This window comes from Moorena sp. SIO3H5 (genome assembly GCF_010692395.1).
Classification (GTDB): Bacteria; Cyanobacteriota; Cyanobacteriia; order Cyanobacteriales; family Coleofasciculaceae; genus Moorena.
In genome coordinates, this window is the sequence record NZ_JAAHHS010000059.1 from 11,036 (window position 1) to 28,270 (window position 17,235).

General features: G+C 42.3%; 7 protein-coding genes and 1 pseudogene. All 8 read right to left on the reverse strand.

Annotated elements, in window-relative coordinates; translation table 11 throughout:
* Nucleotides 1-21: 21 nt before the first annotated feature.
* Nucleotides 22-7,506, reverse strand: coding sequence for a type I polyketide synthase (locus tag F6K52_RS09450; protein ID WP_293076722.1), 7,485 nt, complete (start codon nucleotides 7,504-7,506; stop codon nucleotides 22-24).
* A 247-nt stretch (nucleotides 7,507-7,753) separates the two neighbouring features.
* Nucleotides 7,754-9,430, reverse strand: a pseudogene (locus tag F6K52_RS09455) (vitamin B12 dependent-methionine synthase activation domain-containing protein); the annotation flags it as partial.
* Between the two features lie 259 nt (nucleotides 9,431-9,689).
* Nucleotides 9,690-11,084, reverse strand: a complete 1,395-nt coding sequence (locus tag F6K52_RS09460; RefSeq protein ID WP_293076724.1) for a flavocytochrome c — start codon at nucleotides 11,082-11,084, stop codon at nucleotides 9,690-9,692.
* Between the two features lie 217 nt (nucleotides 11,085-11,301).
* The gene (locus F6K52_RS09465; protein WP_293076726.1) at nucleotides 11,302-12,990 is read right to left on the reverse strand and encodes a methyltransferase domain-containing protein; all 1,689 of its coding nucleotides are present in this window, start codon (nucleotides 12,988-12,990) and stop codon (nucleotides 11,302-11,304) included.
* 432 nt (nucleotides 12,991-13,422) lie between these two features.
* Nucleotides 13,423-13,863, reverse strand: coding sequence for an NADAR family protein (locus F6K52_RS09470; RefSeq protein ID WP_293076728.1), 441 nt, complete (start codon nucleotides 13,861-13,863; stop codon nucleotides 13,423-13,425).
* Nucleotides 13,864-13,882: 19 nt separating this feature from the next.
* The gene (locus tag F6K52_RS09475) at nucleotides 13,883-14,719 is read right to left on the reverse strand and encodes a class I SAM-dependent methyltransferase (protein WP_293076730.1); all 837 of its coding nucleotides are present in this window, start codon (nucleotides 14,717-14,719) and stop codon (nucleotides 13,883-13,885) included.
* Nucleotides 14,716-16,440, reverse strand: a complete 1,725-nt coding sequence (nadB, locus tag F6K52_RS09480) for an L-aspartate oxidase (RefSeq protein ID WP_293076732.1) — start codon at nucleotides 16,438-16,440, stop codon at nucleotides 14,716-14,718. The genes F6K52_RS09475 and nadB overlap by 4 nt, the downstream gene beginning before the upstream one ends.
* A gap of 143 nt (nucleotides 16,441-16,583) precedes the next feature.
* The coding region (gene nadA / locus F6K52_RS09485; RefSeq protein ID WP_293076734.1) for a quinolinate synthase NadA at nucleotides 16,584-17,235 on the reverse strand (652 nt) is incomplete at its 5' end.

Sequence of the window (17,235 nt, forward strand, 5' to 3'; positions counted from 1 at the left end):
ATTGTTCATACTGCAATTAGTTTAGAGATTGCAGTTGCTTTCCAGACAATTTTTTAGCTTTTGAGCTAGAACTCGAACATGTGGTTCTCCCATCATCGTGAAATGGTTGCCTGGAATCTCATGAATTGTCACAGGTTCAGCAGAAACTTTACCCCACCCCCAAGTTGGGTCTTCCAGTATTGTTGTTTCACCGAGGGTAGCCTCAAAGACTTCTGTTTCCATAGCTCGGAAGAAAGTAATTGAAGTTGGGTAACTCTCTTGTGGTATATAGTCAACATCAGCTTGAACGTTAGCTTTGTAAACTTTAAAAATACGTTTTAGTTCATTTTGGTTTAATTGAAAACCAGCTATGCTCAATCTTTCCAGAAGATAATTTAACTGTTGCTCCTCTCCAATAGATTGAAGTGTTTCAGGATCAACCTTGACCGCTTCTCCTAAAGAACCTTGATAAAAACTGCTTATATCGTTGATGAGTTTAGTATTGTCCCAATCAGCAAAATCTTGATATTTTTGAACATTTGTCCCTAAACCATCTATAATTGCGAGCAAAGCTACCTCCTGTCCCTGATTTTTTAACTGTTGAGCTATCTCAAAAACCACCTTTCCTCCTGCTGAATGACCGCCCAAAAAATATGGCCCCTTAGGCTGAACGGCTTGTAAGGCTTGGATGTGGTGGGCTGCTATGTCTTCCATTAGGGTTAATGGCTTTTCCCCCTCATCTAAACCAAGCGATCGCAAGCCATATAAAGGTTGCTCTGAATCTAGGTGTTGTGCCAAGGGATAGATATCGAAAACATTGCCCAAGACTCCGGGGACAAAGAACAGAGGAGGTTTTGAACCATTTGGCTGAATTGATACTAAAGTAGAACGGTAAGAGTCATCCTCAACTATACCTTGTTTGATGGAGGTATCGGTTAAACTTTGTGATTCCTCAAAGGCAAGAACTTCCTGAGCCAAATAACTAGTCAATGCTTCCGGTGTGGGATAATCAAATACTAAAGTAGAAGGCACAGACAAACCCAGACTCAATTGGAGAGCATTTCTCAACTCAATAGACATCAAAGAATCTAATCCTAAGTCTATGAGTTTTTGCTCTAATGTTATTCGCTCAGGAGCAATTCCGAGTACCTTGGCTACCTGCGCGCGAATGTGAGTAACCAATAATTCCTGACGCTCTCCCACAGGAGCTGTCTCTAATTGCTTACGGAAGGTAACTGATGTAGATGATGCTTGTTGATGCTGGTTATTTCGTTCTTTTACAGATTTAAGTTTGACCCATCGATCGATACGAGGTTGTAAATCTCCACTAGATACAATAATTTGATCGAGTTCTGGAGTGGATAAAACCCTTTCAAAGGCTTGGATACCTTCTTCTGGAGTTATGGCAAATTCAGCCAGCCCTGCTGCAATGTCATAATTTCGATCTTGTTTTGGGAATTCCCAAGTCTCCCAGTTTACACTCAACCAAAGAATCGAATTACTTCGGTTCTGCTGGTGAACGAAAACATCCATAAACAGATTGGCTGCTGAATAAGCAACGTCCCCCAAACCCCCCAGTACTGATGCGATGGAGGACATTAAGATACAAAAGTCAAGGTTTTTGTTCTGCAAAACCTTTGATAAGACGATCGTTCCCTGTACTTTTCCGTGAAAGTGCTGCCAAATATCAGTTTTAGTTATTTCCTTGATGGAACACAATGCTTTGTCTCCAGTAAACATAACACTGTGGATGACTCCATTGATGTTACCAAACCGAGCTTCTGCTTGTGCGATCGCTTCTTCCATTTGTTGTCCATCGGCTACATCAGCATTGAGTACCATCACCTCCGCTCCCATAGCCTCCATAGCCTGCAATTTCTGAATTTTGCGACTAATCCGATCTTCTCCATTGTGAGTAGCTAGCCATTGAGACCAATCATCCCTGGCAGGAAATAGGGAACGTCCCGTTAAGATTAGTTTGGCCCGTACAGTTTTTGCCAAGTGTGACCCTAGGGACAGACCAATCGCCCCTAGTCCACCAATAATCAGATAAACCCCTTCTTTTGTCAGAGGTAATGTTCCTGTTCCAGGTGTTTCTAATCCCACAGGTTCAAACTTTTGCACCCAGCGATGTTTACCCCGGTAAGCGATAGTTAAATCTTCTGAGTGTGCTGTTATTTCCCCCAGTAGTTGGGTTACAAGTTTTTCCTGCTTTTGCTTTTGGGATGGGGGAAGAACAAGATCGATACTGCGACAGTTTATATTGGGATATTCTTGTCCAATAACTTTACAGGCTGCCAGCAGGGTTGCTTTCTCTGGAGATAATACTTCTTCTCCGCTCACTTCCTGCAGGTTGTTTGATACAACTGTAAGTTGGAGTGAATTGATAAAATTCAGTTTTTCAAGGGCTTGGACAAGAAATATCAGGCTGTATAAACCCAAATCTTGAGACGCTTCAAAAGATTCTATTCCTAATTCTGTGTGGTTATTTGGGGTGACACTCCACAGATGAATAATGCTACTGGGGTTTTTATTCAGTTGTTTCAGTTCTTGGAGTAGGGTATGGTAGTCATCAGCTTGGGTGGGATTAATGGTGTAGAAGCGATCGCTTTGCTTAGCAAACTCCGAACCGGGACTCACCCTTACAACGTCACTGCCCTGTATGTCCAGTTTTTCTGCTAGTTCCTCTCCGAGTCCGCACTCATCGATAAATACTAGAGTGTCAGACTCAAGCAGCTTTTCACCTGGTTGATAAGCGGGGGGAATAGACCGTTTCCAAGATGGAATATAAAACCAGTCAGCAATATCCGACTTTTTACCTATATTTTTTGGTGGGATTGCTCCTGGGGATGTTGAAGGGGCAGTTATTCCCATTAAACTATCCTCTGGACTCACCCAATAACGTTGCCGTTGAAAAGGATAAGTGGGTAAGGGAATGCGATGACGAGCAAAGTCTTGGTCAAAACCGAGCCAATTTATCGAAACACCATGCAAATATAGTTCTGCCACACTGGTTAATAGTTGTTGCCAATCTTCTTGTCCAGGACGCAGACTAGGTAACCATAATCCTTGATGTTGGGAGAGACACTGACGACCCATTCCTAATAAAATTGGTTTGGCTCCAATCTCTACCAATACATCTATCCCTTGCTGTGCAATGGTTGACATACTAGCCATAAATTGTACTGGTTGCCGGAGATGATCGCACCAATAGTTGCTAGTGGTTATTTCTTCTGTAGCTAGTTCTCCGGTAACATTGCTGATCAGGTTTAACTGTGGTAGATTAAACCGCACCTGTGCCACCACCTGCTCAAACTCTGCCAATATCGGTTCCATCAAAGGAGAGTGGAAAGCATGGGAAACAGTTAATTTCTTGGTTTTTACTCCCTTTGCGGCAAGATTGCGCTCAATTGTGTTAATCGCGGCTCTTTTTCCCGAAATTACCACACTCTGGGGTCCATTAATCGCAGCCAGAGACACATCCCGGCCATAGGGTTTAATGGCTTCTGCTGCTTGTGCAACGGAAGCTAACAACGCTAGCATTTCTCCGTCTTGGGGTAAGGATTGCATCAACCTACCCCGTTCGGCAATTAGTTTCAGTCCGTCTTCTAGGCTAAAAACCCCAGCAACACAAGCCGCCACATACTCCCCAATGCTATGACCCATTACTACATCGGGTTCGATACCCCAGGATTTCCACAACCCGGCCAGGGCATATTCAATGGCAAATATGGCAGGTTGGGTATAGCTTGTTTGGTGAATGGATGAGTCAGGTTCTGTTTCCGGTTTATTGTTATCTAAATCCGGGTAGAGAACTTCCAACAAGGGAATATCTAAGTAGGAACGGAGGATGCGATCGCATTCGTCTAAATTTTTTCGGAAAGTGGGTTGAGTTTCGTAGAGTTGACGACCCATACCAATATACTGAGAACCTTGTCCGGTAAACACAAAGGCAATCTGCTTGGTAGAGTCTGCTTTGAGGGAGTGAATTGTTGGGGGTTCGGAACTATCGTTGATATCAACAGGCTTTCCAAACCTTTGCAACTGCTCCAGAAGGTCTTGAGTGGAGCCAGCAATAACAGCCAAACGATGGTTAAAATGCTGACGTCCACCATTGGCAGTAAAACAGATATCGGCAATCTCCGCCTTTGGATCGGACTCCAGATAAGTTATATAATTCTGTACCGACTCTGCCACAGCCTGCTCTGTTTGCCCTGATAGAGTCAAAATATGCACAGAACGTTCACGTTTGCCTTTTGACTTACTTTTTTCGATCCCCCTCCCGTCCCCCTTAGCAAGGGGGAAGCCATGGGATGCTTCGCTTATGCCCCCGTTATTAACGAGGGTTAGGGGGGATCCACTTTCAACTTGTTTCGGGGCTTCCTCTAGAACAACATGGGCATTGGTTCCACCCATACCAAAGGAACTTACTCCAGCACGGAGAGGGGTGACCTTTGGTTCCCATGGGGTGAGGGCTGTATTAACGTAAAAGGGACTATTGGGGAAATCTATGTTGGGATTGGGTTCTTTAAAGTGCAAGCTTGGCGGGATCGCTTTATTATGCAGTGCCAGCACTGTTTTAATTAGACCTGCTATCCCTGCGGTCACATCGAGATGCCCGATATTAGTTTTCACCGATCCAATCGCGCAAAAATTATTGTCCTGGCTGTTCGTACTTTGTCGAAACGCTTTTGTCAGTGCTGCAATCTCAATTGGATCTCCCAGGGGTGTCCCAGTTCCATGGGTTTCCACATAACTCACCGTCCTAGGATCTATGTTAGCCATAGCCAGTGCTTCGGAAATGGCTGCTATCTGTCCTTCTATGCTAGGAGCTGTGTAGGTAACTTTAACCGCCCCATCATTATTAATTGCTGACCCTTTGATGGTGGCATATATATGGTCCCCATCAGCGATCGCTTCCTCTAATCGCTTCAAGACAACTATGCCAACTCCACTACCAAATAACGTTCCTTGACCTTCAGCATCAAAAGCACGACAGTGACCATCGGGAGACAACATCATGGCTTCTTGGTATAAATAACCAGTCTTTTGGGGAACGAAGATCGAAACTCCCCCAGCTAGTGCTAAGTCAGATTCACCACTGCGTAAACTCTGACAAGCTAAGTGAACCGCAACTAGTGAGGTGGAACAGGCAGTTTGAACATTAACACTCGGTCCTTTTAGGTTCAATTTGTACGAGACCCGCATGGGTAAGTAATCTCCCCCATTGCCTAGGTCGGTATGCACATCTTTAGTCCCCCTAAATAGACAATGGGTAAGTAAAGGATTTGCCCGAGAAGATCCTAAGCTATGAGATATATTGTTAATTAGATAGGTACTGGGACTCGAACCCCCATAAACTCCCACTGCACCTGGATAATTTCCAGGATTATAACCAGCAATTTCCAGTGCTTCCCAAGCACATTCCAGGAAAAGCCGATGTTGGGGGTCCATTAGTTCAGCTTCTTTATCGCTGTAGCCGAAGAACTCAGCATCAAATAGGTCAATATCTGGCAAGATAGGACTGGCTTTAACATAATTGGGGTGTTCTATCCAGTTGGGATCTTCTAGCTGAATTTCGCGATCGCTAAAGAAGGAAATTGATTCTACCCCATCTCGTAAATTGTTCCAGAAAGCATCGGTATTGTTTGCTCCAGGAAACCGACAAGACATACCAACTATGGCTATATCACAGCCATGCTGGATTAATTTATTTCTTTTTTCGTAGCGCTTAACGGCTGTTTTTACTCCCTTATTTTGCTCGAAGTGTTGAGCTAGTGTAGCGATGGTTGGGTGTTCAAACAGTGTTGTTACAGGCAGATGAATTGCAAAGATTTTGCTCAGGTTTTTGTGAACCCGGATCAGCAGTAAAGAATTACCACCTAAATCGAAGAAGTTATCATTAATTCCTACTTCCTCTAACTGAAGTACTTCTTGCCAAATCTGAGCAATACGTTTCTCTGTATCCGATTGGGATTTGACTAAAGGTACTGCCAATTCTGGGCGAGAATGGTCTAGAGTTGGTAGTTGGCGACGATCCAACTTACCCATCGGTGTCATGGGAATTTTATCGATTACCACAAACACCGATGGAATCATGTGAGCAGGTAAATGGTCTTGTAAATGATGACGTAACCTTAATTTTAGCTCCCTAATCTGCTGGGGTTCAGTGCTTTGTTTCTGAGGTACGAAATAGGCTATCAGTTTCTTTTCTGCTTCTTCTTTTCCTTCAATAATAACTACACAGCTTTTAATTTCTGGATGTTCTAATAAAGTATTTTCAATTCCAGCTAAGGATACATTATATCCCCGCAGATTGACCATATAATTACAACGACCCCTAATTTCTAGTTTGCCGTTGGGTAAAATAGCTGCTAAATCTCCTGTTCTGAAAAAGCGATAACCGTTAATGTCAACAAAACTGTCAGCAGTCAGCTTGGGTTTATTCAAATATTCTCGAAACATACAGGGACTACGGATATACATCTCCCCTTCATTTCCTGGAGAAACTTGCTGCCCATTGTCATCCAATAAAATTATTTCATCGTCTTCAAAAGGAATCCCAACAGCACAGAATCCTGATGGTAAATCTTCACTTTCTCGCAGATTATCAATAGCAACGCTAAAACATTCATTTATCCCATAATAATTGAGTAAGCAAGCAGATGGTAGTCTATCTATCAATTGATATTTTAGTTTTTGTGTTAGTGCTTCTCCGGTTATCCAAACAACTTCCAAACCTGATAATTGGGCAGTAATAGTTTCGTTTTCAACTGTATTAAATATACTTTGTATTAAGGAAGGAGATATTGTGATTTCCTTGATTTGATTTTGATATATAAAATCTAAAAATTGCTCATGATCGTAAATTATTTCATCAGGAATAATATATGTGGTTGCACCTTTAATCCAAGGTCTATATATTTCCCATTGAAATAATAAATAGGCTATAGGATATCCTGATTTACTGAGACTTACTTGCTCTCGCCTCAATTCCCCAGCAATAATGGCCTGATGATTTAATATTATGCCTTTTGGTTCTCCTGTACTTCCCGATGTGTAGATTATATTAGCGATATTTTCAGGAGCTATTGACGGTAGTTCTAAATCTAATGTGGGGGGTGAGTTCCAGTTATTTTCTCGATCTATAGGTAAAATTTGTAGAGAAAGTTCACTATTTATTTTTGAGGAATATTGGCTCTTGGTAATAATTAAACTAGGTTTAGCATCTGCTACCATTTTGGCAAGCAAAGCATCGGGATACTTTAATTCTAGGGGCATAAAGGCTCCCCCAGCTTTCATGATAGCTAGAGCAGCAATAATATAGTCTTGGGTTTTTTCCAGTAAAACTCCAACAGGTTGATTTAAGGTAACCCCTTGTTTGTGAAGGTAACCCGCTAAGTTATCTGTCAACCGATCTAATTTTTGATAGGTAATTGAATTTGTTCGATCTACGATCGCAATTTCTTCTGGCGTTCTTTGTGCTTGTAATTTGAATAGTTTAGGTAAGCTTAGCAAATTTTGCATAAATTAAGTCTTTCTTTATAAATTTTCATTTTTGATGCTATAGCGGTTTTCACTTTAATTCAATACAAGATGAGTGGAATGGACATCCCTGTGCGTCAGAATTTTATCACATGAATTGGTATTCCATTCAACTGAAAACCGCTATAGTATATTATTGTCGAAAATTTATCTACCAACTTTCCGTCTCTAAGCGAGACAAAAAAAGAGTTTAATTAGCCCACCATCATAGACTTGTTTATCTAATTCACTAAGTATTAAAGTATTTTGCTAAAGGATGATGAGCAACAAATGCTGTGGTAGACTGTTCAGGAAGTAGATGCTCACTTTCATTCATGTAAACATCAATGCGAGAGGTATCGAGTAAATCCATTTGCTTGAATTGATCTGCCATATTAGGGCAAGCGGGATAACCGAAACTATAACGAGATCCTCGATAGCGTTGGCGCATTATATCGGTTATATTATCAGGCTCTTCTGACCCAAATCCTAACTCCTTACGGATTCTAGCGTGCAACCAGTCCGCTATAGCGTCTGCCATCTGCATCGCCACACCATGATAATAGTGGTAGTCAAGATAATTATCCGCTTCAAATAGCTTCTGTGCATGGGTGGTTCCTATTTCACCTGCTGTTACAATTTGCATGGGGAAGACATCGATTTGACCTGATTCTTTAGTGGCATAGAAATCCGCAATACAAAGACGTTTTCCTCCCCGTTGACGGGGGAATTCAAAGGTTGTTAGCAGTTTGTCGTGATCTTCTGGATCGTAGACATACACTGTATTACCTTCAGCGTTACAGGGGAAATAGCCATAAATTGCTGCCGGATGTATTAGGTCATCGGCAATAACTTTTTCTTTCCATTCTTCTAAAACTTGATAAGCTTTTGTGGCTAAAAAGTCATTATAATCTTGTTGTGATTGATCTTTTAGCTTACGAAATCGCCACCGTCCCACGTATAAAAGCTGTACATCTACATAAGGGTAAATATCTTCAATTGATATGTCTCCATCTTTTAAGACTTTAGTTCCCCAAAAAGGAGGAGTAGGGCGTTCTACATCTAAAGTTACTACATGGGAACGCTTAGTATCAATTACCACAGATTTTTTTGCCGATGATTCTTTTGCCAAAGATTCTTCATTATAAACAAATGAATCATTCATATAAAGTTTATATTGATTTGCTTCGGCAAATGGCATTTGCCCCATCTCTTCTAAGGTTAGTGCGGGGGGAGGTGAATTTTCTTCATCTAAAAATCCTTTCAGGTCGTCCCAATTATCTTCAGCTTTTGCTGACATTAGTTTATCCATAAAATGCCAATCAACAAAAGCATTTTTTCCATAGACAACTTGACCTTTATAGGTATTTTTGCAATCCTTTTCCACAAACTTAGGCGTTAATGCAGCGCCACCTAAGATAACAGGAACGGTAATGCCTTTTTCATTAAAAATTTCTAAATTATGCTTCATAACTGCCATAGTCTTGATCAACAAGCCACTCATGGCAATGCAGTCTGGTTGATGTTCTTCGTAGGCTTTTAGAATGTTATCGATTGGTTGGTTAATGCCTAAATTAATTACCTTGTAACCATTGCTAGAAAGGATAATATCAACTAGATTTTTACCAAGATCGTGGAGGTCGCCTTCTACCGTCGCAATCAGACATTTACCCTGAGTAATATCCTCAGCTTCTTCCTTATCCATATGGGTCTCTAAATACGCTACCGCCGCTTTTTTAGTCTCTGCCGATTTTATAACGGACGGTAACGGAATTTCTCTTGAACCATATAAGTCGCCGACAGTCCTCATAGCCTCTAAGAGGCAAGTGTTAATAATCTGTCGGGGGGAATAGTCTTTTAATGCTTCATCTAAAGCTTCCTCTAAACCAATAGAGTCAGCATCAATAATATGTTGTTTGAGTTGTTTGAGAGGTTCTAAAACGATTGTGTTCATTGTTAGTTGTGGGAGCTCGACACCCATTGATAAGATAGCTACAGTTTTTATTGCTAAATCAATAGTGAGTGATTTGGTTGATACCCTTCAGTATACAAAGCTAGCCATGTTGCCATTTGCCTATTGTATGTACCTCGGTATATTCCAGCATGTGAGTCAACAACACAAATTACAAATTATTATTTAGCAACCACAATATATATAAAGTTTTCCATAACTTACTATAATAAGTCTAGTAAATTGATGTAAATTTTTGTAAAGCAGCATTTTTACCAGCGATTCTACCAAATACCAGGCATTCAGTTAAAGAAGAACCCCCTAGGCGAGAGGCACCATGAATACCGCCTGTCACTTCTCCTGCAGCATACAAACCTTTTATGGGCTGGGAATTATTATCAATAACTTCAGCTTTAGGGTTGATGGTAACGCCTCCCATAGTGTAATGTACCTTAGGCCACAATCGCATAGCATAATATGGAGCATGGAGAGGTTTTGCATCTAATGGAATAGGCTTTTGCCAACTCTCATCTTTCTTATTCTCGACATACTTGTTGTAGATATCGAGAGTTTCTTTTAAAGCTTGATAAGGCAGAGAATATGCTGCAGCAAGTTCCTCCAAGTCTTCAAACCTTTTCACAATATTCCTGCTTAAGTACCGTTCCATACTGTGACCAGAAATTTTTATACCTTCCAAATCAGCAATACCAATGCTGGGTTGACCAACCTCCAAAATTGAATCTGCTCTAATTTTTCTATCTGCTAATTCATTAAAAAAGCGCTTTCCTGTTAAGGGATTAACCACTATCCCATAGGGAAAAACTGTATAAAAAAATTCGCTAGCAATTTTATCCCCTTTCTCGTCAGGAGAACTCCAAGGTGATAACTGAATATATTCTAAATGCACAGAACTTGCACCAATCTTGATTGCCTCTAGCATTCCTTCTGCTGTAGTATCCAAACGATTAGTATTACCTACGGTGCTGGTTAGACGAGCATCATGAAGGCTTCGGAAAGCAACATCTCCGCCAAAACCACCAGTAGCTAAAACGACACCGGTATTTGCATAGACTGCTCTAGCTTGGTTTTGCTTTTTGTCATAAACTTCAATCTCTCGAACATCCTTTCCGAACTTCGTGAGGGAAATATTGGTTTTGATCTCAATGCCCAACTCCTTTACCTTTGAAAGAAGAGGTTTCACAATTGCTGTTCCAGAAAAATTGTGTAGCACATGGATACGAGGAACAGAATGACCCCCAAAGATTATAGGCTTATGTCTAAATTTGGCACCTAAATATTCAGTAAGCCACTCTAGTACAGAATTAGACTGTTGAGCAACTATCTTAGCCAGATATGCATCATTCATATTCAAGCCAGCTCTCAACATATCCTCATACATGAGTTCCCAAGAGTCTACAATACCGTATTGTTTCTGAAAATCAGTCCCCGCAACCGCTATCCCTCCATCACTCATGATGGAATTTCCGCCACAGGCGCTACGCTTTTCTAGAACAACTACCGATGCACCAGCATTTTTGGCTTCAATCGCAGCCGCTAGTCCAGCAACTCCACTACCAATAACTACCACATCTGCCTCTGTATCCCAATTAGAGAAAGTAGACTTATCCATCACTTCACTGCTATTGTTACTCTGCTGTTAACCTCCCCCAGTAACTATCATTTTACCATAGACTAGACACATAAATATGTCTAGTCTAAACGGCTCCTTCGGTTTAATCTCCTGCTTAAAATACAGAGGATTTCACCATCGCTTCTATGTAATTTTATAGTCATTAGCTGTTTGTTTATCGATATGATAGCCTTGAACTAATAATTAATCATCAATTTTATGTAATTGTGCCGAAACAAAATTCTTTTAAACAAATTCCTTCTGCAACTTCTTGGTCGTCTATTTGTAGAATAGCGGCTCTATATTCCAAGGATAGCTTACTTTCCATAGTCAATGGTTGATTTCGCTTGATGCTCGACCAAGTTGCGAAAGTTTTTTTGTCGAATTTCAAGTGATATTTTTTATCTTGAATGCGGCCATGGGCACTGGTTTGGCGATGGTAAGAATCTTCTCCACTTAACAATATTTCTTTTTCTGTTTCGGAGGTGTTCAGGAGCTTGAAATAATTGTATTTTTCTTGGCCAAATGTCGCTTCAGCACTCCAAATTATTCCGTAATTAGGGAAAAAGGCGTGAACAAAGTGGTAGCCCCAAAACTTGGGGTAATCTCCCTGATAAATTTTGCAATAACCTATACCTTTTTGAGTGCGATCGCCTGTGGAAACTGTGCAGACGAGTTTTGGTTGGTGAATAACGGCGCGATGATTTTTTTCAGCAGGAACCGCCCAAGTGAATTCGGCGGCAACTTGGAATTGAATTTCTATATTAGCTTCAGGCAAACAAATGGTTCCGGTTCCATCGTTGTTTTTGATAGAAATGTGTTGATTTGAGCGTTGGTGTTCGGAGGTATTGATAAGTTCCAGGGAGTAGCCCTCAGTGTCGCTCCACCAGGCTGAGTAATGCTCGATTGTTCCGGTTTTAAAATATCTTAGAGCAAGTAGAGAACCATCTTCGAGAAAGAAATGGTATTGTTCACTATAGACAGAGGTTGTAGAGGAGAAATATGTATCAGGTACTTGGTAAATTTTTGGAGCACAAGGTTTTTTGGCAACAATGGAGGAGCCACCAATCTTGCCGCTTTCAAACAAGTCGCTAATGGTTTGATAAAATTTACGACGGTGTTCAAAAACGTTTTCACCGACTAGTTTTATTGATTCTTCTTTTGATTGGATAAATTTTTGATAGCGTTCTTTTACCCAACGTTTCCACCCTGTTGTTAAATCGATGAAACAAATGTCAGCAAATCCTACACGTTCGAAGTGATTTCGGTAGGTTTCGCGGGTTGGTAAATAAGAGGATTGAACAACTTCTTCTAGAGTGGTTTGCACTTCTGGTGTCAGAGGGCAATTGGCCACGTAATCTTCGATATAGATCAGGCCGTTTTCCTTCAAAGAGCGAAAACAAATTTCCAGGATTTTATCGCGGTTTTCAATATGTAAAAATGACAGAAACGAAATGATGCTGTCAAATGAGCCTGGTAACAGGGCGTCAATCACTTGGGGACTTAGAATACTGCCTGTGAGGTATTGGATGCGTTTGTCAAGTCCCACTCGTTGGGTGAGTTCTTGGGCAATTTCGTTAAAACTCTTTCTTAATTCCACACATTGGATGTGACATTCCGTTTTATAACTAATGTATCGAGCTGGCCCACCAATACCGCTGCCAATGTCCAAAACTCGCGAGTTGGGGGATAGTGCCAAACGATCGATAGCGCGATCGCAAGCTTTGGTACCAAAGTAGTGGTATTGGTCTAAGTGATTCAATTCTAGCAAATCTTCAATTTGCAAAGGACCTGTGGCTTTTCCTTTTTCTTTCAGTGCTTGGCGAATACTATGGATGCGCCAATCGTAAATCAAAGCTTCGTCTTTTGAGAGAGGATATTCTTTTTCTGGTTGTGATAGTGTCATGGTTATTCCAAGGTAATTTCGTGTTTAAAAATTCAAAAATCCTGGTTATTTGACAAGGATTTCTGATCAAGCATTTCGGATGAAGTAGATAAAAACGGCTCTAGGGAACCTAGTATGCAGAAAACCGCGCTTATTGCCCACTAAGTATGAGCCCACTAAATATGATTGGGCAGGTTATTTCTGAAAAATCATTCTCTCAAAAACTAAAACTCCCGCCCAATCAAGATTAGATTAATTATTTACTGACAGTTTTACATAGCCAATTTGTTATAGCCAGAAAATCCTGACAAGCTCCAAAGTTAATTAACAGTTCTACCTTTTTCCGGACTGCTTTAGGGACTTTGGGTATAGACCAGTTTTTATGGCCGTCCAAATTCAGTAAGAAGAACGGCATTCATTAACTCTGTCATAGTTGTTCAGCATTCCTCCTTCTCAAGATTCCCGTAAGATAGCTCGGATTTCCATTAAAATTTGTCCCAGGCGATTCTTACCGCTCCTATCTTTACCACAACCCCAATAATAATCCTGGGGAGCATCTTCCACAATTAGTTCGTCCCCTGTCCCCAGCAGAACTTCGCGGATATCAGCATGGGTTTGAAACTTACAGAGTAAGCCTCGCCCCATAACATCCTCTTTGATTTTTTCCCAATCCCTGCGCAGAGGACGAGTACGCTCTCGTCCCATGCTCGCAGCTTCTGCGGGAGTCTTGCAAGAACGAATTTCTTCTACATGGGACGTACCAGCAAACTTCTGGGCTTGGAAATAATGCTCTGAGGTGGGCCACCAGAGTCCGTCCAGTTCAAAGCCATGGGGGGAAAAGTTGGAGAAACAACCATAGGGCTTTTCGCTAATGTCGTAAAAGTAAATCGTCACAGCTTGACTCCCAAAAATTTTACCCCAGGCGAAAATGCAAAATGCCCCACTGCATGTACCCTTTTTGGTAATACTCGATCCAGGGTTCAATGCTTTTCAAGGTTTTATCGACAAATTCGGTGGAACTCATTCTGACTACCTCCTGATAGCGTACGCGTACTTCTTCCCCAAATCGTCGATAATGGGTAGGCACATTTTCCGAAAGGTCAATAAAGTGCAATTCCTCAAAACCCAATTCCTGGGCTGTCTGACTATAAAAGCGATAGGAACCCATATCCTTGATACCCAGACGGTCAAAGGCTGGTTGCAGTAGTCCTGGTGGACAAGTCTCCTTTTGCATGGGGTCAGTAAAAATCAACTCTCCCCCTGGCTGCAAAACCCTCTTAATTTCTTCAAAGACCTGAGTGCGATCGCTACTGTGTAAAATCGCATCCTGGGACCAGACAATATTAAAGGAATTGTCTGGATAGGGAATATCCTCAAAACTACCCTGAGTTACCTCAACTAAGTGGGCTAAATTCTGCTCTTGGTTCAGTTGGCGATTCCGTTGATTTTGCCGCTCGCTTAAATTGAGACAGCAGACAGAACAACCGTAGGTTTTGGCGAGATACCGCGCCGCCCCTCCATAACCAGCACCTATATCGATGACTCGTGAATCGGGAGCTAGATTTTCCAGAGTTTGGGCAATTGTTTCCACAGTGCGCTTGGAGGCATCATGGATCGGTTCATCCGAACTCTTGTATATCCCATAAGTGATATGCTCCCCACCCCAGAAAGTAGCATACAATCGGTCTGTTTCTGGACCATCATAATAGGTTTGCGCTGTTTTCACCGCTTCTGAGTAAGTGGTATTCATACCGCTATCTGATTGGTTTCTAAACTCAGAGAAAGTTGTGGAGATTTCCACCAACGATCCCCCTGTACCAAGGTGTGAACTTGCCAACTGGGTGAAGTTTGGGGATAATCCCTGCGGTAATGTCCGCCCCGACTTTCAGTACGCAATGCTGCACTTTTGAGAATTAAATGGGCGATATCCAGGAGATTGAATGTTTCTGCAGCCGTTCGCAATTGCTGCTCCGCTAATGGTGACTCAAATTTAACTGTTTGGTTGGGCAGTAAATCAAGCAGGTATTGACTCACTTCTAAGCCAGCCAATTCAGAGCGCCAAGAATTAACTTGGGCAAGGGCTGACTCTAAAACTTCCTGGGAGCGACAAATTCCTGCACTTTGCCACATCAGGGAGGGCAAACTTTGCCTTACTGAGGCTATCTTCTCGATGTCCCTTTCCCAGTCACCTTTCTCTTTTATAAAGGGTAGGGATTCCGCCATAACTGGATTAGGAGCTGTTTGAATCTCAGCTAATTGAGCCGCAAAAACCAAGCATTCCAATAAGGAATTACTCGCTAAGCGATTGGCACCATGAACTCCCGTACTAGCTGTTTCACCAATGGCATATAGCCCTGGAATCGAGGTGCAACTGGTCAGATCGCAAGCCACTCCTCCCATCCAGTAATGGGCAGCAGGTGCAACGGGAATGGGTTGTTTGAAGATATCAATGCCCCAATGTTGACATACGTTAATAATATTGGGGAAACGATAGCGAATTTGCTCTGGCTCAATGGGTTGCAAGTCTAAATAAACATTCCCGTGGCTAGGATCGGCGGAGGTTTTTTCTAAGTGACTAAAAATTGCCCGACTTACCACATCTCTAGGAGCCAACTCCCCTGAAGGGTGGTAATTAAAAGCAAAGCGATCGCCTTTCTCATCGACTAAATGTGCTCCTTCTCCCCGGACAGCTTCTGTAATCAAAAAGCGAGGTGCCCCTGGTTTGGTTAAAGCCGTGGGATGAAATTGGAAAAACTCCAAATCTCTAACAATTGCTCCAGCCCGCCAAGCCAGTGCTACTCCATCTCCTGTACTTACGCCTGGGTTAGTGGTCTGGGCAAACACTTGACCGCCACCACCTGTGGCTAGGATTACCGCAGAAGCTTTTAGCCAAGATATCTGACCTTGATGGAGGAGGCTAATCCCCTGACAATGACCAGTTGCTGGATTGAGCCATAAACTCAAAGCCACTGCGTGAGATAGCACCTTAATATTGGGACGCTCCAATACTTTGGCCGTGAGCGTATCCACTATTGCTCGACCTGTGGTGTCTGCCGAATGGAGGACGCGGGGACGAGAGTGAGCTGCTTCTAGGGTCATGGCTAGCTTTTTGCCTTTGCGGTCAAAGGCAACCCCCATCTTGACCAGAGAGTCAATGGCAGCAGAGGCATTTTCTACCAGATACTTTATCGCCTCGCGATCGCAAAGACCAACACCCGCTCGCTGGGTATCCTCTAGGTGAAGCTCTGGGGAATCAGATGGGTCAATAGCAGCAGCGATTCCTCCCTGAGCCCAGTTGCTTGAGCCTGTTTTTAGGGTATCTTTGGTAATCAAACCTACCTGCAAATGAGCAGGTAGACAAAGGGCTGCATATAGCCCAGCCGCACCACTGCCGACCACTATGATGTCAAATTGGGAGGGAGTATTGGCAGATGGGAAAGGCTCGTCAGGGGATGATTTAAAATCTTGCACGATAGATCATATGTCGCTAGTTTTTAATTGATTAATTCCTAAGCAGTTATTCGTTTTCACAACACAAAGTTCTTATAAGTCATAATTTATAACTTATACTTTTGTCAAGTAATTTGGTCAAGCTGCTCAGGGGCACTACAGCACTACACTGATAACTCCAACATCCGTTGAATTGGTCGCAACGCCGCTACTCGGATGTCTTCCGGCATAGTAATTTCTGGTGTTTTCTGCTTCATGGCTAGATATAGCTTCTCCAAAGTATTGAGCCGCATGTGAGGGCATTCGTTACAGGCACAATTGCTATCCATACCTGGAGCAGGGATGAAATTTTTCTGGGGTGCCCTCTTTTGCATTTGGTGAATAATTCCTGGCTCAGTAGCCACGATAAATTCTTCCGTTGAACTTTCCTCGCTATACTTCAATAAGGCGGTTGTAGAACCAATGTAACTGGCATGACGCAAGACAGGGGGTTCGCATTCTGGATGGGCAATAAACTCCGCTTCGGGATGCTGTATTTTGAGTTCCACAATCTTTTTCTCAGAAAAGGTTTCATGGACAATACAGCTCCCCTCCCACATGACTAACTCCCGTCCAGTTTGCTCCATGACATAGCGACCTAAGTTCTTATCTGGGGCAAAAATAATCGGCTGGTCTTTCGGAATTTGGTTGACGATCTTAACTGAGTTAGAACTGGTGCAAATGATATCGCTCATCGCTTTAATGGCAGCGGAGCAATTAATGTAAGACACCACTAGATGGTCGGGATGGGCTGCTTTGAAGGCCGCAAATTCTTCA